Origin of the sequence: Citrobacter sp. FDAARGOS_156, assembly GCF_001559235.2 — a bacterium.
In the GTDB taxonomy this organism is placed as follows: Bacteria; Pseudomonadota; Gammaproteobacteria; order Enterobacterales; family Enterobacteriaceae; genus Citrobacter; species Citrobacter youngae.
In genome coordinates, this window is sequence record NZ_CP014030.2 from 1,494,916 (window position 1) to 1,512,153 (window position 17,238).

Consider the following 17,238-nt stretch of genomic DNA (forward strand, 5'->3'; position numbering starts at 1 on the left):
CGTTTGTCTGCTGTTCTGCACCTCGCTATCGTGATTCCACTGTTAACAAACAAGGAGAAAACAGTATGAAACATGGAATCAAAGCCCTGCTTATCACTCTTTCATTGACCTGCGCTGGTATGGCCCAAACTGCATTGGCGGCTGAGGCTGTCGCCAAAAGCCAGGCGACTCAAACCAAAGCGGAAAACTCAGGGGCGGCACAAAGCAAAGCCACACAGCCCGCTAAAGCAAGCGACGATGAAGGCACCAGGGTAAGCATCAACAGCGCTTCCGCGGAGGATTTAGCGCGAGTCATGAATGGCGTCGGTCTGAAGAAAGCGCAGGCGATTGTGAGCTATCGTGAGGAGTACGGACCGTTTAAAACGGTGGAGGACTTAAAGCAGGTACCGGGTATGGGCAGTTCGCTGGTGGAGCGTAACCTGGCAGTTTTAACACTTTAATAACTTGCACAGCGCTGAAAATTTGCCAGACTGTAGAGGTCATACCAGTTATGACCTCTTTACCCTAAAGTCTGTTCCTATAAAAACAACGTAAGGCCCCTGCGCTATGCAAACACAAATCAAAGTCCGTGGTTTTCATCTTGATGTCTATCAGCACGTCAACAACGCCCGCTATCTCGAGTTTCTGGAAGAAGCCCGTTGGGATGGTCTGGAAAACAGCGACAGCTTTCAATGGATGACCGCACACAACATCGCTTTTGTGGTCGTGAATATAAATATTAACTACCGCCGTCCAGCGGTGCTAAGCGACCTGCTGACCATCACCAGTCAGGTGCAACAGCTAAATGGCAAAAGCGGGGTGTTAAACCAGACAATTACCCTGGAGCCGGAAGGGCAGGTGGTGGCTGACGCGTTGATTACCTTCGTCTGTATTGATTTGAAAACGCAAAAAGCGCTGCCGCTGGAAGGGGAGTTACGCGAAAAACTGGAGCAGATGGTGCAGTAGCTCAACGTTGCCTGATGGCGCTTCGCTTATCAGGCCTACGGGCGACATTGCGTACGATGAACGCTGTCGGTAGGCCGGATAAGGCGTTTACGCCGCCATCCGGCACTATTCGCTCTATTATTTCAGGCCGGTTTTCTGCTTCATTGCCGCCATCACTGCCGGTTTATCCGCCAGATAATGGTTCAGGCCGTTGGCACGCAGATTACACGCCGCACAGTGACCGCAACCGTCACCTTTGATGCCGTTATAGCAGGTTAGTGTTTCTTCGCGTACCAGGTCCAGCTTGCCCCAGTAATCAGCCAGCGCCCAGGTTTCGGCTTTATCGATCCACATCAGTGGGGTTTCAAAGCGAATATCTTTCGCCATCCCCAGGCTTACGGCATGGTTCAGCGCTTTGACGAACTCGTCACGACAGTCCGGATAACCAGAGAAATCGGTCTCGCAAACGCCGGTAATGACGGCCTCTGCCTGCACCTGGTACGCGTAAATTGCTGCCAGCGTTAAGAACAGAATATTGCGTCCTGGCACAAAGGTATTGGGAATGCCGTTCGCATCTGGTTCGTAATCGGGTACCGGAATATTATCGCGGGTCAGGCTGCTGACAGCCAGTTCACTGAGCAGCGTGACATCAAGCACTTTGTGCGCGCGTGCGCCAAGTTTTAAGGCCAGGTCACGTGCGACATCAATCTCAGCGCGATGGCGCTGACCATAATCAAAGGTCACGCAGTGCACTTCATCATACTGATGCAGCGCTTGCGCCAGACAAGTCGTGGAGTCCTGACCTCCACTGAATACAACAACGGCACGTTTCATGGCTTTTCCTGACAAAATAACGAAGCCCTTATGGTAGCGCCTGGGCGTGTCGCCGACCAGCTTCTTCACGATGAAGGGGGCGGTAACCAGGCCTCGGTGAACTCAAACCAGCCACGCGGATTCAAGCGTACGCCGTTCACGCCCGGCGGCGCGCTGATGCGATAGTGATAATTGAACAGCGGCGTCAGGGTTGCGTCATGCATCAGCGTGGCGAAAACTTGTTGTAAAGCCGCATGGCGATCGTCCTCATCGGCCTGGATTTGTAGGGCATCCAGGGTCGTTTGCAGATGTGTGTATGCGGGTGCATTCAATACATGTGACCAGAGCTGATCGCAGCGCAACCACTGTTCGAGAGTATATTCAGGTGCTTCACCAATCAGCCTGTCGCCCATCATCAGGTCGGCCTGGGCTAAAGGATGATCGCCATCCCAGTTTTTAGCATTATGAAAAATAAGGGTTAATTCACATCCAAGCAGTGCCAGCGCCTGGCGAAGCTGTTCAGCCATGGCGTGCAGTTCTACCGGCAGGTGGTAAGCCAGCGTCAGTTTTTCCGGGAGCGCTACTTCGTCCAGTTCATCCCATTGCGGGATAGTCCATCCTGGCAGCAGGGCATTGCTGGGAGTAATGAGGTTTTCATCCACCTCAAGCGTCTGTAGCAGCGAAGAGCGGTGGATAATATTGACCAGTCGACGGGCCTGTTGCGTATTCAGGCGCGCGCTTTTTCTGAGTGTGAGATAGCAAAAACCAAGGCTGATCCCGCTGCTTACCTGGCTTAGCATTGGTAACTCTTCAGGTTTACCAATCGCAATTTGCACCGGATGGCGACAGCTGGTGCCCAAATCCTGGGAGAAAAGCTGTGGGGTTATCCAGTATTCAATGGCTTTCAATAGCGGATGACTCAGATGGTAGTGATCGTGACTCTCGATACGCACCAGCTCGGGAGTAAACAGCGTCAACCGGAACGGGCCGGTACCCACAAACGGGTGCTCAGGATGCGCCAGGTGACTGCTGTAGCTCGCCAGACGGTGCGCCAGCCAGAAGTCGGGACGATGCAGAATAAAGGTCAGACACTGGGGATGCGTCACCTCAATGCGCTTTACGCTGATAAACAGCTTATTCAGCGCAGGTAACTCTAACAGCTTCAGCAACTGTTGATGTAGCTGCGTGCTGCTTACCGTATCGCCGTTATGCCAATGCAGGGTGGAACGAATATAGAAATCCCAGCGCAGGCCGTCAGCGGAGATATTCCAGTGGTGGGCTAAGTCTCCACTGGGACGTTGCGTAGTGCTGTCAAAACGTGTCAGGCCAGAGAATACCTGTCCGGCAAGGTGCTGCTCTGCGCGACCGGGCAGGAATCCAGGATGCAAAGGTTCGAGCTGGCGATAATAGGGGATACGCAGGGTTGGCGTATCATTTTGCCATTGCCCGCCCATAAACGGCTGCAGCAGGGTTCTTAATTCCCCGGGGGCCAGTTGAGCCAGTTCCAGTACGCTGAGCTGTTCACCCTTTTGCAGTGCCTGCTCCATCATCGTGTTGCGCAGCGAGTCTGGGGTGACCAAAAAACGTAATGCTCCGCGTTTCCCGCGTCCGGACCGAGCGTGCCACTCCAGCCAGCCTGCATCCTGCGCTTGCTTTAGCAGGGTTCGCACGTGGCGCTCGCTGCAAAAACAGCGTTCAGCCAGTTCCCCGACGGTCACCGACTGCGGTTCTCCGTTCGAAGGCAGCCACAGGCGTTGATACTGGTTCAGGCGATTCAACAATCTCATATAAACCCGGAACAATTCATTTTATCTATTCACTATTACTTCCGTATATCTCAGGTGATACTGAATCACAAGTTAACCGCGTCACAGTGTGGAGAAAGAAATGGCTCGTCTGGCTGCATTTGATATGGATGGCACCCTTTTGATGCCGAATCACCATTTAGGTGACGAAACGCTTTCAACGCTGGCGCGTCTGCGTGAACGCGATATCACCCTGACATTTGCCACTGGCCGCCATGTGCTGGAAATGCGCCACATTTTGGGTTCTATCTCACTGGACGCCTTTTTGATCACCGGTAACGGCACGCGCATTCACTCTCTTGAGGGCGACGTGTTGCACCGTCAGGATCTGGATCCGAATGTTGCGGATATCGTGTTACATCAGAAATGGGATACCACCGGCAGCATGCATGTCTTTAATGACAACGGTTGGTTCACCGGACAAGAGATACCCTCGCTGCTACAGGCGCATGTGTATAGCGGATTTCGCTACCAGATCGTCGATGTGAAACGTATTCCGGCTCATCAGGTAACGAAGATCTGTTTCTGCGGCGATCATGAGTCTCTGATCCAATTGCGCATTCAACTGAATGAAGCGCTGGGAGAACAGGCGAATCTCTGTTTCTCCGCGGTTGATTGCCTTGAGGTACTACCGCTGGGCTGTAACAAAGGATCCGCGCTGGCGGTGTTGAGTGACCACTTAGGATATTCAATGTCCGAGTGTATGGCATTTGGCGATGCCATGAACGATCGCGAAATGTTAGGTAGCGTTGGGCGCGGCCTGATTATGGGTAACGCAATGCCGCAACTGATGGCTGAACTGCCGCATTTATCGGTGATTGGGCATTGCCGCAATCAGGCTGTATCTCACTTTTTGACGCATTGGCTGGACAATCCGCATCTACCTTATTCCCCCGAATGAGAGATCCCTTCCAGCAAGCCAGACTTCGCGTCTGGCTTTTTTTTGTCTGCTCAGTGTGTATTCAGCAACTGGGCAAGTTCCGCTTTCCACGGCGTTAAATCGCCGATGTGCGCGTCAACCCACTGCGGGTTGTAGTAGGTTTCCAGATAGCGTTCGCCGCTGTCGCACAGCAGCGTCACCAGCGACCCCGTTTCTCCGGCGTCGCGCATACGGGCGGCAAGTTGTAACGTCCCCCACATGTTGGTTCCGGTTGAGGCGCCCACTTTACGACCCAACTGCGTTTCCAGCCAGTGCGCGGTGGCAACGCTTGCGGCATCCGGCACACGCAGCATTTCATCAACTACGTCAGGAATGAAGGACGGTTCGACACGCGGACGGCCGATGCCTTCAATTTTGCTGCCGACCGGGCTGCGCAATGTCGCATCGCGATCCTGCCAGAAGGGCAGAAAAACCGAATTCTCCGGGTCCACCACCATCAGACGAGTGTCGTAGCCCTGACAGCGAATATAGCGACCAATGGTTGCGGAGGTGCCGCCGGTTCCGGCGCTCATCACGATATGGCGAGGCACGGGGTTGGGTTCACACTGCATCTGGCGGAAGATACTGTCGGCAATATTGTTGTTACCACGCCAGTCGGTGGCGCGTTCAGCATAGGTGAACTGGTCCATATAATGCCCGTTCAGTTCACGTGCCAGCTGTTCAGAAGCCGCATAAATTTCGCAGGCGCTTTCCACGAAGTGGCAGCGGCCGCCATAAAATTCAATTTGTTCAATTTTGCGTTTTGCCGTACAGGAAGGCATAACGGCAATAAACGGCAGTCCAAGCAGGCGGGCGAAATAGGCTTCAGAAACCGCCGTTGATCCCGATGACGATTCGATAATCGTGGTGCCTTCTTTGATCCAGCCATTACACAGTCCGTAGAGAAACAGTGAACGTGCCAGGCGATGTTTCAGGCTACCGGTTGGATGCGTGCTCTCATCTTTCAAATAGAGCTGAATACCCGGAAACGCCGGAAGCGACAGGCGAATAAGATGCGTATCGGCAGAACGCTGGTAATCCGCATTAATTTCATTGATGGCGTTTTTAACCCAGGAGCTATTCATCATTAATATCCATTTGTCATTTTGTGCCCAGAATAGCGAAAAGCACGGAAAAAATTGTTGCCATTTAGCCTTTAAAATAGAATGTAAGGAGAAAATTCTTCTCTGTGGAGTGGATATGTTAGACAAAATTGACCGTAAGCTGCTTGGCCTACTGCAACAAGACTGCACCCTTTCTTTGCAGGCGTTAGCCGATGCCGTTAATCTGACGACCACCCCCTGCTGGAAACGGCTCAAGCGGCTTGAGGATGACGGCATTCTGCTGGGCAAGGTTGCTCTGCTGGATCCGGAAAAACTGGGGCTGGGTTTAACCGCGTTTGTGCTGATTAAAACCCAGCATCATAGCAGCGAGTGGTACTGCCGCTTTGTCACCGAAGTGACCGGGATGCCGGAGGTGCTGGGTTTCTGGCGAATGGCTGGGGAGTACGACTACCTGATGCGGGTGCAGGTTGCTGATATGAAACGCTATGATGATTTCTATAAGCGTCTGGTGAATAGCGTACCGGGCCTGTCTGATGTTACCTCCAGTTTTGCGATGGAACAGATTAAATACACGACTGCTCTACCTATTGAATAACTCTCCCGGTGATCATTGCCGGAAATCTTGTCAGGACATAACGCGTGCGATTATTTGCTCAATTAAGCTGGTACTTCCGCCGGGAGTGGCGTCGCTACCTCGGGGCGGTGGCCTTGCTTATCATCATCGCTATTCTTCAGCTTATCCCGCCAAAAGTGGTCGGTATCATCGTGGACGGCGTGACGACACAGCGGTTCACCACCGAGAGACTGCTGATGTGGGTTGGCACGATTGCCCTGATTGCGGTGGTTGTCTATTTGTTGCGCTATGTCTGGCGCGTACTTTTGTTCGGCGCATCCTACCAACTGGCAGTTGAACTACGCGAAGACTATTACCGCCAGTTGAGCCGCCAGCATCCTGAATTTTATCTGCGTCATCGCACCGGCGATCTGATGGCGCGTGCAACTAACGATGTTGATCGGGTGGTGTTTGCGGCTGGCGAAGGTGTATTGACGCTGGTGGACTCGCTGGTCATGGGGTGCGCGGTGTTGATCGTGATGTCTACGCAAATCAGTTGGGAGCTGACGCTTATCGCGCTACTCCCAATGCCGGTGATGGCGATAATGATCAAACGTTACGGTGATCGACTCCATAACCGTTTTAAGGTTGCGCAAGCAGCGTTCTCCAGCCTTAACGATCGTACTCAGGAAAGCCTGACCAGTATCCGTATGATTAAGGCTTTTGGTCTGGAAGACCGACAGTCGGCGCTATTTGCCGCAGATGCTAAAGATACCGGCAAGAAAAACTTACGGGTCGCCCGCATTGACGCCCGTTTTGACCCCACGATTTATATCGCCATTGGTATGGCTAACCTGCTGGCTATCGCCGGGGGAAGCTGGATGGTGGTTCATGGCTCTCTGACCCTTGGTCAGTTAACCAGTTTTATGATGTATCTCGGGCTGATGATTTGGCCGATGCTGGCACTGGCATGGATGTTTAACATTGTTGAGCGAGGCAGCGCCGCGTATAGCCGTATTCGCGCCATGCTGGCTGAAGCGCCGGTAGTGGATGACGGCACAGAACCCGTGCCGGAAGGACGCGGCGAGCTGGCGGTGGCAATTCGCGAATTTCGCTACCCGCAAACGGCTCATCCGGTGCTGGAGAATGTGAATTTCCAGCTTAAGCCAGGGCAGATGCTGGGTATTTGTGGCCCGACTGGCGCGGGTAAAAGTACGGTGTTGTCGCTGATCCAGCGTCATTTTGATATCACCGAGGGCGATGTGCGCTTTCATGATATCCCGTTAACTCGCTTGCAACTTGATAGCTGGCGTAGCCGTCTGGCAGTGGTCAGCCAGACACCTTTCTTGTTCTCGGATACGGTCGCCAACAACATAGCGCTTGGACGCCCACAGGCCACACAGGAAGAGATCGAACATGTTGCACGTCTGGCCAGCGTGCATGAGGATATTTTACGTCTTCCGCAAGGCTATGACACCGAAGTGGGTGAACGCGGGGTGATGCTGTCCGGTGGACAAAAACAGCGTATTTCTATCGCCCGAGCGCTGCTGCTGAATGCTGAAATCCTGATTCTTGACGATGCGTTATCGGCGGTGGATGGTCGTACTGAACATCAAATCCTGCATAACCTGCGCCAGTGGGGAGAAGGCAGAACCGTGATAATCAGCGCTCACCGTTTATCTGCGCTGACAGAAGCCAATGAAATTATCGTGATGCAGCACGGACATATTGCTCAGCGTGGCGAACATGATGCGCTGGTGCAGCAACCCGGCTGGTATCGTGATATGTACCGTTATCAGCAACTGGAAGCGGCGCTGTCTGATGCGCCAGAAGTAAACGAGGAGGCGGCTAATGCGTAGTTTTGGGCAGCTATGGCCGACCCTGAAAAGGCTACTGGCGTACGGCTCTCCGTGGCGAAAACAGCTGGCAATTGCGGTGGTCATGCTATGGGTGGCGGCAGCGGCGGAGGTGAGTGGTCCGCTGCTCATCAGCTATTTTATCGACAACATGGTGGCGAAAAACAATCTGCCGCTGGCGATGGTGGCTGGGCTGGTGGCGGCATATGTCGGTCTGCAACTGTTGGCGGCGGGCCTGCATTACGCGCAGTCGTTGTTGTTTAACCAGGCGGCGGTTGGCGTGGTGCAGCAGTTACGTACCGATGTGATGGATGCCGCGCTACGCCAGCCGCTCAGTGCTTTCGATACTCAGCCAGTCGGGCAGCTTATCTCCCGGGTGACTAATGACACCGAAGTGATCCGTGACCTGTATGTGACGGTGGTCGCGACGGTACTGCGCAGCGCCGCCTTAATCGGCGCTATGCTGGTCGCGATGTTCAGCCTTGAGTGGCGGATGGCGCTGGTGGCGATGGCCATATTCCCGGCAGTGCTGGTGGTGATGGTCATTTATCAGCGCTACAGCACCCCCATTGTGCGTCGGGTTCGCGCCTATCTGGCGGATATTAACGATGGCTTTAACGAAGTCATCAACGGCATGAGCGTTATCCAGCAGTTCCGCCAGCAGGCGCGATTTGGCGAGAGAATGGGGGAGGCCAGCCGCTCGCACTATATGGCGCGTATGCAAACCCTGCGACTGGATGGCTTTTTGCTGCGCCCGCTACTGAGCCTTTTCTCGGCGCTGATCCTCTGCGGTTTGCTGATGCTGTTCAGCTTTACCTCTGGCAGCTCCATTGAGGTTGGCGTGCTGTACGCGTTTATCAGCTACCTCGGCCGTTTGAACGAGCCGCTGATCGAGCTGACCACCCAGCAATCAATGCTGCAGCAGGCGGTTGTCGCCGGCGAGCGAGTGTTCGAACTGATGGACGGGCCTCGTCAGCGCTATGGTGAAGATGATCGACCGCTGAAGAGCGGGGACATTGGGGTGGATAACGTTTCATTTGCCTATCGTGACGACAATCTGGTGCTGCAAAACATCAGTCTGTCCGTGCCATCGCGCAGTTTTGTGGCGTTGGTCGGGCATACCGGTAGCGGCAAGAGCACGCTCGCCAGTCTGCTGATGGGGTACTACCCGCTGACGCAGGGGGAAATCCGTCTGGACGGACGACCGCTGTCTTCACTGAGCCACAGTGTGTTACGCCAGGGCGTGGCGATGGTGCAACAGGATCCGGTGGTGATGGCGGATACCTTCCTGGCAAACGTCACGCTGGGTCGTGATATCTCAGAAGAACGGGTGTGGCAGGCGCTGGAAACCGTACAGCTGGCCGAGCTGGCGCGGGGTCTGAGCGAGGGTATTCATACCCGGCTGGGCGAGCAGGGCAATAATCTATCAGTTGGGCAGAAACAGCTGCTGGCGCTGGCGCGGGTATTGGTGGAAACGCCGCAGGTGCTGATTTTGGACGAAGCGACGGCCAGCATTGACTCCGGTACTGAACAGGCTATTCAGCAGGCGTTGGCAGCGGTGCGTGAGCACACCACGCTGGTGGTGATTGCGCATCGGTTATCCACTATTGTCGATGCTGACACTATTCTGGTACTGCACCGGGGACAGGCCGTTGAACGCGGCACGCACCAGCAACTGCTTGCCGCACAGGGCCGCTACTGGCAAATGTATCAACTGCAGTTGGCGGGCGAAGAGCTGGCGGCTAGCGTAAACGAAGATTCGGCAATCGCCTGATGGCGCTGCGTTTATCAGGCCTACAGCCAGAGTGGTTTCGTAAGCCTGAGAAAGCGTTTTCGCCGCCATCCGACAATCAACAATCTGGTGCAAAAATGTAACGCACTATGCACCGTTATAGTGCGTTTTTTCTTTTTCTCTCCTGGCCGTACCCCGTGCGGCTGAATCATCCCGCGTTTTTCATTCCTGGCACATCCCTTGCAATATTCATTTGGTGTATCTGCAGCCACTACTGAATTCTGACTGGAGGGGATCTATGAAGCTGGTTACCGTGGTAATCAAACCGTTCAAACTGGAAGACGTCCGTGAAGCATTGTCGTCTATTGGTATTCAGGGGCTGACCGTCACCGAAGTGAAGGGGTTTGGCCGACAAAAAGGTCATGCCGAGTTGTACCGGGGAGCTGAATACAGCGTCAACTTCTTACCCAAAGTGAAGATTGATGTGGCAATTGCTGATGACCAACTGGATGGCGTAATTGATGTCATCAGTAAGGCCGCCTACACCGGAAAAATTGGCGACGGCAAAATTTTCGTCGCCGAGCTGCAACGCGTGATTCGTATTCGTACCGGCGAAGCCGACGAAGCCGCACTGTAACGTCTGGCACACAGTGATAGGAAACCAAAAAATGAAGATAGCGACGATGAAAACGGGTATTGCTTCACTGGCGCTGCTGCCGGGTCTGGCGATGGCGGCACCGGCGGTTGCAGATAAAGCGGATAACGCTTTTATGATGATCTGTACCGCGCTGGTGCTGTTTATGACTATCCCAGGCATTGCGCTGTTCTATGGCGGTTTGATTCGCGGTAAGAACGTGTTGTCGATGCTGACCCAGGTTACGGTGACATTCGCTCTGGTTTGTATTTTATGGGTGGTTTATGGCTACTCACTGGCCTTTGGCGAAGGAAATAATTTCTTCGGTAACTTCAACTGGGTCATGCTGAAGAATATTGCACTGACGGCGGTCACGGGGAGCTTCTACCAGTACATTCACGTTGCCTTTCAGGGGTCTTTCGCTTGCATTACCGTTGGGCTTATTGTCGGTGCACTGGCTGAGCGCATTCGGTTCTCTGCGGTGCTGATTTTTGTGGTGGTGTGGTTAACGTTGTCGTACATCCCCATTGCCCATATGGTCTGGGGCGGCGGTTTGCTGGCTACTCACGGTGCGCTGGATTTTGCGGGCGGTACGGTAGTACATATCAATGCTGCGATTGCCGGCCTGGTTGGGGCTTATCTGATTGGTAAACGCGTCGGTTTTGGCAAAGAAGCGTTTAAGCCACATAACCTGCCAATGGTCTTTACCGGCACGGCTATTCTCTATATCGGTTGGTTTGGCTTTAACGCTGGCTCCGCGGGTATGGCGAATGAAATTGCCGCGCTGGCCTTCGTCAATACCGTTGTTGCCACCGCGGCCGCCATTCTCGGCTGGATCTTCGGTGAATGGGCGCTGCGTGGCAAACCGTCCCTGCTGGGCGCGTGTTCTGGCGCCATTGCCGGTCTGGTAGGCGTGACACCTGCCTGTGGCTATATCGGTGTCGGCGGCGCGCTGATTATCGGTGTCGCTGCGGGGCTGGCTGGCCTGTGGGGCGTAACCATGCTGAAGCGCTTTCTGCGTGTTGATGACCCGTGTGATGTCTTCGGTGTTCACGGCGTGTGCGGCATTGTCGGCTGCATCCTGACCGGCGTTTTCGCGGCCAGCTCTCTGGGCGGCGTAGGCTTTGCCGAAGGCGTTACCATGGGGCATCAGTTGCTGGTACAACTGGAAAGCGTGGCGATCACCATTGTCTGGTCCGGTGTGGTGGCTTTCATTGGCTATAAGCTGGCGGACATGACGGTAGGCCTGCGCGTACCGGAGGAGCAGGAGCGCGAAGGTCTGGATGTGAACAGCCACGGCGAGAACGCTTACAACGCTTGATGTTTCAATCTGCCGGATGGCAACGCTTTTGCGTCACCATCCGGTAATTCTCAATTACGATTACGCATTACCCCTTCCTGCACGGTAGAAGCAACCAGCACGCCGTCCTGCGTATAAAACTCCCCGCGAACAAAGCCCCGTGCGCCGGAGGCCGAAGTACTCTCGACGTTATACAGCAGCCACTCATTGATATTAAAAGGACGATGGAACCACATAGAATGGTCGATCGTAGCGATCTGAATCCCTTTTTCCAGAAAACCAATGCCATACGGTTGTAAAGCAACGGGCAGGAAGTTCAGGTCTGAAGCATAACCCAGCAGATACTGATGGACGCGTAGATCGTCCTGCAGCGTGCCGTTAGCGCGGATCCACACCTGGCGAGTCGGGTTGGCAACGTGACCTTTTAACGGATTATGAAATTCCACCGGACGTACTTCCAGCGGGCGGTCGTTGATAAATTTTTCTTTCAACAGCGGCGGCAGCAGGTGAGCGACCGAACGGGCGATCTCAGTTTCTGATTTAAGCTCTTCAGGGCCAGGCGCTGCCGGCATCTCTTTTTGATGCTCAAACCCATCTTCTGGTGCCTGGAAAGAGGCAGTCATATAAAAAATGGGTTTCCCATTCTGGATCGCGGCAACGCGGCGGGCGCTGAAGCTGTTACCATCACGCAGCACTTCGACATCATAGATGATGGGCTTTTGGCTATCGCCCGGACGTAAAAAGTAGCTGTGAAAGGAGTGCACCAGGCGCTCTTCCGGTACGGTTTCTTTTGCGGCATACAGCGCCTGACCGACAACCTGCCCCCCAAAAACCTGACGTAACCCTAAGTCTTCACTTTGGCCCCGAAAGAGTCCTTCTTCAATTTTTTCCAGATTTAACAATGTCAGCAAATTTTTCAGTGCCAGACTCATACGTGCTCTCCAGGTAATAGCGTTCTCGCAGCGAGGTAGGCAGAGTATAACGCAATTTTGAAAGTGGTCCGATGGGTGCAATTGTCTGAATTACTGGCCGATTACAGGCAAAACCAGCTGTCTTGTGCCACACTTAGTCACGTTATGTTTTTGTTAACCACTCTTCTGGCGAGGAAAGTTCTCGCTGGTGCATAGATGATAAGGAGAATTTAATGAAACTCGTGCACATGGTAAGTGGTTTAGCGGTTGCGGTCGCTCTGGCGGCCTGTGCTGATAAAAGCGCGGATATTCAGACACCTGCGCCAAGCCCTAATACGTCAATTGCTGACACACAGTCAAAAATTCAACAGCCGAATGTGTCTGGTACGGTATGGATCCGCCAGAAAGTTGCCTTACCGCCGGATGCCGTGCTGACCGTAACACTGTCAGATGCATCGCTTGCCGATGCACCGTCAAAAGTGCTGTCGCAAAAAGTTGTACGTACCGAGGGTAAACAAGCACCATTCAGCTTCGTACTCCCGTTTAACCCGGCAGATATTCAGCCGAACGCCCGTATTCTGCTGAGTGCGGCGATTACGGTGAATGATAAACTGGTCTTTATTACTGATACCGTCCAGACGGTGATCAATCAGGGAGGGACTAAAGCCGACCTGACCCTGGTCCCGGTCCAGCAGACGGCTGTTCCAGTACAGGCGAGTGGTGGTGCCGCGACAACGGTACCGTCAACGTCACCCACACAGGTGAATCCGTCTTCCGCCGTTCCTGCCCCGACACAGTACTAAGGGCATTCTAACCCTCTCCATCCGGAGGGGGTTAGTACACCCAGCGATAGCGCTGTAAATCGATTTGTCCACTCCCTGAAACCACAATACCTTCCGCCAGCAACGCCTGACGCTGTCGTTGTAGGTCTGGACCTGTAAGCGAAATGGCACCATGACGATTAACCACCCGATGCCAGGGCAAAGTGCTGCCTTCGGGGAGACGCTTAAGCACGCCGCCTACCTGGCGAGCAGCACGCGGTGAGCCAGCAAGCCTGGCGACATCGCCATAGGTGGTGACGAATCCTTCGGGGATTGAGGCAACGATTTGCCAGACGCGTTGAGGGAAAGAGTCTTGTATATCCATCGTTTTTTCCTGCGCTAATCCTCCAGCGTAATCCCGAATGACGAGGTAGTGAAGCTTCATTGCACAAGAAAACAGCATCCGGTGCTGGATGGGTTGCAATTACCGGGTGCAGCAGTGATAATGCGCCTGCGCGTTGGTTGACAACGCTCTCAATGGGGGCTCTGTTGGTTCTCCCGCAACGCTACTCTGTTCACCAGGTCAGGTCCGGAAGGAAGCAGCCAGGGCAGATGACGTGTGTGCCGGGATGTAGCTGGCAGGGCCCCCACCCAATTCTGCCGTCCGGCAATCTCAATTCTTCTCATCTTCTTTTCTTTGTCATCGTATTGTCATTTTATTGTCATCAAATGCTGTCAATGTGTTTCGGGGATGTTATTTGATGCTTTTGCCGCTGCCATCGCGCTGTAACGACATGGTCTTACATCCGGTGTGTTTTGGCTGACCACAAGGATTTTCTACGATGTCGACCGCTGTATTGAATGTCAAAATTGATGAGGCGCTAAAAGAAAAACTGCGTCACTACGCTGAAGTGAATAATGAGAACCTAAGTATCTCGACGGAAAAATTGCTACTTATCGCGTTTTCCGCCATTGAAGAGGCGGGAGTCTCCGCTGATGATATTGATAGCCAGCATACGGAAGAATCCGTGGTTGAAGCACTGACTCCTAAAGAAATCAAAGCATTGCGCAGATTACTGAAGAAGAAAAAATGAAACAACAACCGCTCTCAACCGCCTGTAATTATGGCGAAGCCTGTGAATTGCTACGTTCCGGTTATGTGAAACATGTTCGTCTGAGCTGGAATGTCGGTAGCGATGAGTTTTTCCGTATTGCTTCTGACTGGTGCGATGCCGGGGCGAAAATTAAGAAAGACGGCGAGAATTTTGTGATTTCCCTGAAGGGGTTCCCGGTTCCTCCTCAGCGGTAATAATGCCCAGACATCCTCGTCCATCACGGTATTCCAGGACGAGTCTTTTGACTCGTCGCTTAGATTATTTTGCGCATTTTCCCGTGACTTGCCTGTAAACGCAGATTATCCCAAATGGGTTGCAACGTCCGGAAAGCCGAGCGCATTGTGTCATCGGGCAGAGCAAAGGGCATACGCAAAAAGCGATCGAATGCGCCATCCAGGCCGAAGCGCGTCCCGGTACCCAACTGAATACCTGCACTTTCGGCACGGGTGGCAAAGAGCGTTGCCAGCGTATCGGGTAATTCAACCCAGAAAGAGAGTCCCCCCTGTGGTTGAGTAAACTGCCACTCCGGGAAATGTGTCTTCATCAGGTCATGGCACAGATCGCGCCGGGTGGTGAGCAATTGCCGTCTGTCGGGAAGAAAATCGGCCGCATTGTCCAGCAACCAACCCGTGGCAAGCTGTTCAAGCACTGGTGATCCTAAATCAAATGTGTCGCGAGTCTGTACCAGCGCGGCAATAGTACGTGACGAGGCCCGAATCCATCCCAGACGCAGACCTCCCCAGAAGCTTTTCCCTGCCGATCCCAGCAGGATCACCGGCGCATCGCGATTGAATGCAGCAAGTGGAGGCGGAGGCGGGGCGTCATACCACAGGTTCACCATGGTCTCATCGACCACCAGCGTGGTGCAGGTTCTTTCCGCAATATCCGCCACAACCTGGCGAGTTTCGGCGTCCATACAGCGCCCGGTCGGGTTGTGAAAGTCCGGCATCAGATAGGCCATTCTCGGGGCTGTTTGCGCGAGGGTGGCAACCAGACCCGCTGTATCCCAACCGTGCTCAGGCAGCGAAACGCCGACGGGGCGACATGATGCCCCTTGTATTGCGGCAATCGCCAGCGGATACGTGGGGTGATCGACCACTACGCGATCGCCGGGACCGGTGAGTAAACGCAGGATCAACGCCAGGCCGCTGACCGCGCCGTTCACGACCATTATTTCATCCGACTGTGTGGGTAATCCACGTTCGCAATAATGCCGGGCGATGGATTCACGCAAAACCGCCAGTCCCTGCGGCAGATACCCGGAGCTCAGCAAATGCTGCGGCATCGCAAATAACGCTTGTTGGTAAGCCTGATGAATTTCTGGCCCGGCGCTGAGGGCCGCTGTGGACAAATCCAACGCTGTGCCGGTACTGGTTCGCGTAGGCACATGACGAATGTGTTCCGGCAGGATCACCCGTGAGCCGCTCCCATGACGGCTTTCCAGATATCCCTCTTCACGCAGTTGCGCCATGGCGCTGGCGACGGTGGTTCGGCTCACTTCCAGAACGGCAGCGAGCTCGCGTTCGCCGGGCAAGCGACTATCCAGTGCCAGTCGACCATCCAGGATCAGCAGACGTAACGCTTCCGCCAGTTGTCGCCAGATAGGCGTTCGCGAGGGGCTTTCCTGCCAGTGCCCTAGCAGGCGCTGCAAAGATTGACTTCCGTAACGGCGAGATGACATAGCAGTCCACTTTTTGAAAACTGGACATTAATCATAGTGCCAATTGCGGTGAAGATGAAAGCTATCTGAGAGGCGAGGAGAAAATTATGCTGCGTCGTTTACTTCAGCTGTATGTTGGACTGGCGCTGTACGGCGTTTCGACGGCGATGTTTGTCCGTGCAGATTTAGGGGCTGATCCGTGGAACGTATTTCATCTGGGCGTGGCAAATCTATTATCGATGAATATCGGCCTGGTGATCATCGCCGTGGGTGTATTGGTCCTGCTGGCATGGATACCACTGCGCCAGCGCCCCGGATTTGGCACTCTCAGCAATGTCATTATGATTGGTTTGGCGGCAGATGCCGCGCTGGCGGTGATCCCAGGATTCGAATCGCTACTGACGCGCAGTGGACTGCTGGTTGCGGCGGTGATCCTGAACGCGTTAGCCACCAGTCTGTACATTGGCGCCGGTTTTGGTGCGGGCCCACGTGACGGCTTGATGACCGGCATTCATGCGCGTACTGGTTGGTCTGTACGGACTATCCGGACCGCAATCGAGGTGTCGGTTTTGCTCAGCGGTTGGCTTCTTGGCGGAACCGTGGGTGTTGGAACGGTACTGTATGCGTTAGCTATTGGACCGTTAATTCAGATTTGCCTGCCGTGGTTTCGTCATCTGCCGCAGTCACGTATTTGTGTTCGGAATGAGCCTACGGCGTGATTGCCTGCTGACGACTAAACTTAACCTCGACTGACGCGGCTGGAATCGGCTTGCCGCGCAGTACACTTCGGAGGTTTATCTGATGAAGTATGTTGATGGTTTTGTTGTTGCCGTTCCTGCCGAAAACAAGGAGGCATATATCGCGATGGCGGCAAAGGCTGCGCCGCTTTTCAAGGAATTCGGTGCACTGCGCGTTGTGGAGTGTTGGGCTGATGATGTTCCCGACGGTAAGTTGACCGATTTTCGTATGGCGGTGAAAGCGCAGGATCATGAAGAAGTGGTATTCAGCTGGATTGAATACCCTTCCAAAGAAGTCCGCGATGCGGCGAACCAGAAGATGATGTCCGATCCCCGTATGAAGGAGTTTGGTGAATCTATGCCATTTGATGGCAAGCGAATGATCTACGGTGGATTCTCGCCCATTATGGAAGAGTGACATGACTGGCTGTGCGGCGTGCCGCCAGCCATCTCA

19 protein-coding genes and 1 other RNA gene are annotated in these 17,238 nt (G+C 53.9%); 14 read left to right on the forward strand and 6 right to left on the reverse strand.

Annotated features, from left to right (window positions below):
• Positions 1-65 precede the first annotated feature (65 nt).
• On the forward strand, positions 66-440 hold the full coding sequence (locus AL515_RS07230) for a helix-hairpin-helix domain-containing protein (RefSeq protein ID WP_048212425.1): 375 nt from the start codon (positions 66-68) through the stop codon (positions 438-440).
• Positions 441-546: 106 nt separating this feature from the next.
• Positions 547-945: a long-chain acyl-CoA thioesterase FadM gene (gene fadM / locus AL515_RS07235; RefSeq protein WP_003021636.1), complete on the forward strand. Its 399-nt coding sequence runs from the start codon at positions 547-549 to the stop codon at positions 943-945.
• A 117-nt stretch (positions 946-1,062) separates the two neighbouring features.
• Here the strand turns inward: fadM and queC are convergent, their stop codons facing one another.
• Both queC and AL515_RS07245 read right to left on the reverse strand, forming a co-directional pair.
• Entirely contained in the window at positions 1,063-1,758 is a 696-nt protein-coding gene (gene queC, locus AL515_RS07240; protein WP_003021638.1) for a 7-cyano-7-deazaguanine synthase QueC, read from the reverse strand.
• A gap of 65 nt (positions 1,759-1,823) precedes the next feature.
• The gene (locus AL515_RS07245; RefSeq protein WP_061067429.1) at positions 1,824-3,524 is read right to left on the reverse strand and encodes an SgrR family transcriptional regulator; all 1,701 of its coding nucleotides are present in this window, start codon (positions 3,522-3,524) and stop codon (positions 1,824-1,826) included.
• A 100-nt stretch (positions 3,525-3,624) separates the two neighbouring features.
• Between AL515_RS07245 and cof the strand changes: the two genes are divergently transcribed.
• Positions 3,625-4,443, forward strand: a complete 819-nt coding sequence (gene cof / locus AL515_RS07255; RefSeq protein WP_061067430.1) for an HMP-PP phosphatase — start codon at positions 3,625-3,627, stop codon at positions 4,441-4,443.
• A gap of 50 nt (positions 4,444-4,493) precedes the next feature.
• Here cof and AL515_RS07260 read toward each other — a convergent pair whose 3' ends face one another.
• Positions 4,494-5,549, reverse strand: a complete 1,056-nt coding sequence (locus AL515_RS07260) for a PLP-dependent cysteine synthase family protein (protein WP_086523606.1) — start codon at positions 5,547-5,549, stop codon at positions 4,494-4,496.
• Between the two features lie 112 nt (positions 5,550-5,661).
• Here AL515_RS07260 and decR point away from each other — a divergent pair, with 112 nt between their 5' ends.
• The 5 genes from decR (at position 5,662) to amtB (ending at position 11,621) form a co-directional block, all read left to right on the forward strand.
• Positions 5,662-6,120: a DNA-binding transcriptional regulator DecR gene (decR, locus tag AL515_RS07265; protein WP_005125175.1), complete on the forward strand. Its 459-nt coding sequence runs from the start codon at positions 5,662-5,664 to the stop codon at positions 6,118-6,120.
• A gap of 44 nt (positions 6,121-6,164) precedes the next feature.
• A complete protein-coding gene (locus tag AL515_RS07270) occupies positions 6,165-7,937 on the forward strand; it encodes a SmdA family multidrug ABC transporter permease/ATP-binding protein (RefSeq protein ID WP_061067431.1) in 1,773 nt (590 codons plus the stop codon).
• A complete protein-coding gene (locus AL515_RS07275) occupies positions 7,930-9,708 on the forward strand; it encodes a SmdB family multidrug efflux ABC transporter permease/ATP-binding protein (protein WP_061067432.1) in 1,779 nt (592 codons plus the stop codon). The genes AL515_RS07270 and AL515_RS07275 overlap by 8 nt, the downstream gene beginning before the upstream one ends.
• Before the next feature lie 256 nt (positions 9,709-9,964).
• Positions 9,965-10,303 (forward strand): P-II family nitrogen regulator, encoded by a 339-nt coding sequence (glnK, locus tag AL515_RS07285; RefSeq protein WP_003021657.1) that lies wholly within the window; start codon positions 9,965-9,967, stop codon positions 10,301-10,303.
• Between the two features lie 31 nt (positions 10,304-10,334).
• The gene (amtB, locus tag AL515_RS07290) at positions 10,335-11,621 is read left to right on the forward strand and encodes an ammonium transporter AmtB (protein WP_048212419.1); all 1,287 of its coding nucleotides are present in this window, start codon (positions 10,335-10,337) and stop codon (positions 11,619-11,621) included.
• Between the two features lie 50 nt (positions 11,622-11,671).
• Here the strand turns inward: amtB and tesB are convergent, their stop codons facing one another.
• Positions 11,672-12,532, reverse strand: coding sequence for an acyl-CoA thioesterase II (gene tesB / locus AL515_RS07295; protein ID WP_061067433.1), 861 nt, complete (start codon positions 12,530-12,532; stop codon positions 11,672-11,674).
• A 212-nt stretch (positions 12,533-12,744) separates the two neighbouring features.
• On the opposite strand from tesB, the gene AL515_RS07300 reads away from it, so the two are divergent.
• Complete coding sequence (locus AL515_RS07300; RefSeq protein WP_048212418.1) at positions 12,745-13,314, forward strand: YbaY family lipoprotein; 570 nt, start codon at positions 12,745-12,747, stop codon at positions 13,312-13,314.
• A 31-nt stretch (positions 13,315-13,345) separates the two neighbouring features.
• On the opposite strand, the gene AL515_RS07305 is transcribed toward AL515_RS07300, so the two are convergent.
• A complete protein-coding gene (locus AL515_RS07305) occupies positions 13,346-13,735 on the reverse strand; it encodes an MGMT family protein (protein ID WP_086523608.1) in 390 nt (129 codons plus the stop codon).
• An 84-nt stretch (positions 13,736-13,819) separates the two neighbouring features.
• Here AL515_RS07305 and ffs point away from each other — a divergent pair.
• From ffs to AL515_RS07320, 3 genes are all read left to right on the forward strand, one after another.
• Positions 13,820-13,916: signal recognition particle sRNA small type (ffs, locus tag AL515_RS07310), an RNA gene on the forward strand.
• A gap of 198 nt (positions 13,917-14,114) precedes the next feature.
• Positions 14,115-14,366, forward strand: a complete 252-nt coding sequence (locus AL515_RS07315) for a hypothetical protein (protein ID WP_048212417.1) — start codon at positions 14,115-14,117, stop codon at positions 14,364-14,366.
• Positions 14,363-14,581, forward strand: coding sequence for a hypothetical protein (locus tag AL515_RS07320; protein WP_005125184.1), 219 nt, complete (start codon positions 14,363-14,365; stop codon positions 14,579-14,581). The genes AL515_RS07315 and AL515_RS07320 overlap by 4 nt, the downstream gene beginning before the upstream one ends.
• A gap of 59 nt (positions 14,582-14,640) precedes the next feature.
• Here the strand turns inward: AL515_RS07320 and yczR are convergent, their stop codons facing one another.
• On the reverse strand, positions 14,641-16,068 hold the full coding sequence (gene yczR, locus AL515_RS07325) for a MocR-like transcription factor YczR (protein WP_061067434.1): 1,428 nt from the start codon (positions 16,066-16,068) through the stop codon (positions 14,641-14,643).
• An 86-nt stretch (positions 16,069-16,154) separates the two neighbouring features.
• Between yczR and yczE the strand changes: the two genes are divergently transcribed.
• Together yczE and AL515_RS07335 are read left to right on the forward strand one after the other, a co-directional pair.
• Positions 16,155-16,766 carry a membrane protein YczE gene (gene yczE, locus AL515_RS07330; RefSeq protein ID WP_061067435.1) on the forward strand — a complete coding sequence of 204 codons (612 nt, stop codon included), beginning with the start codon at positions 16,155-16,157 and terminating at the stop codon, positions 16,764-16,766.
• Positions 16,767-16,848: 82 nt separating this feature from the next.
• Positions 16,849-17,202 carry a DUF1428 domain-containing protein gene (locus tag AL515_RS07335; RefSeq protein ID WP_061067436.1) on the forward strand — a complete coding sequence of 118 codons (354 nt, stop codon included), beginning with the start codon at positions 16,849-16,851 and terminating at the stop codon, positions 17,200-17,202.
• Positions 17,203-17,238 lie beyond the last annotated feature (36 nt).

Coding starts and splice junctions, on each gene's coding strand:
- AL515_RS07230 (WP_048212425.1), top strand. CDS start 66: ATGAAACATGGAATCAAAGCCCTGCTTATCACTCTTTCATTGACCTGC.
- fadM (WP_003021636.1), top strand. CDS start 547: ATGCAAACACAAATCAAAGTCCGTGGTTTTCATCTTGATGTCTATCAG.
- queC (WP_003021638.1), bottom strand. CDS start 1,758: ATGAAACGTGCCGTTGTTGTATTCAGTGGAGGTCAGGACTCCACGACT.
- AL515_RS07245 (WP_061067429.1), bottom strand. CDS start 3,524: ATGAGATTGTTGAATCGCCTGAACCAGTATCAACGCCTGTGGCTGCCT.
- cof (WP_061067430.1), top strand. CDS start 3,625: ATGGCTCGTCTGGCTGCATTTGATATGGATGGCACCCTTTTGATGCCG.
- AL515_RS07260 (WP_086523606.1), bottom strand. CDS start 5,549: ATGATGAATAGCTCCTGGGTTAAAAACGCCATCAATGAAATTAATGCG.
- decR (WP_005125175.1), top strand. CDS start 5,662: ATGTTAGACAAAATTGACCGTAAGCTGCTTGGCCTACTGCAACAAGAC.
- AL515_RS07275 (WP_061067432.1), top strand. CDS start 7,930: ATGCGTAGTTTTGGGCAGCTATGGCCGACCCTGAAAAGGCTACTGGCG.
- glnK (WP_003021657.1), top strand. CDS start 9,965: ATGAAGCTGGTTACCGTGGTAATCAAACCGTTCAAACTGGAAGACGTC.
- amtB (WP_048212419.1), top strand. CDS start 10,335: ATGAAGATAGCGACGATGAAAACGGGTATTGCTTCACTGGCGCTGCTG.
- tesB (WP_061067433.1), bottom strand. CDS start 12,532: ATGAGTCTGGCACTGAAAAATTTGCTGACATTGTTAAATCTGGAAAAA.
- AL515_RS07300 (WP_048212418.1), top strand. CDS start 12,745: ATGAAACTCGTGCACATGGTAAGTGGTTTAGCGGTTGCGGTCGCTCTG.
- AL515_RS07305 (WP_086523608.1), bottom strand. CDS start 13,735: ATGCTGTTTTCTTGTGCAATGAAGCTTCACTACCTCGTCATTCGGGAT.
- AL515_RS07315 (WP_048212417.1), top strand. CDS start 14,115: ATGTCGACCGCTGTATTGAATGTCAAAATTGATGAGGCGCTAAAAGAA.
- AL515_RS07320 (WP_005125184.1), top strand. CDS start 14,363: ATGAAACAACAACCGCTCTCAACCGCCTGTAATTATGGCGAAGCCTGT.
- yczR (WP_061067434.1), bottom strand. CDS start 16,068: ATGTCATCTCGCCGTTACGGAAGTCAATCTTTGCAGCGCCTGCTAGGG.
- yczE (WP_061067435.1), top strand. CDS start 16,155: ATGCTGCGTCGTTTACTTCAGCTGTATGTTGGACTGGCGCTGTACGGC.
- AL515_RS07335 (WP_061067436.1), top strand. CDS start 16,849: ATGAAGTATGTTGATGGTTTTGTTGTTGCCGTTCCTGCCGAAAACAAG.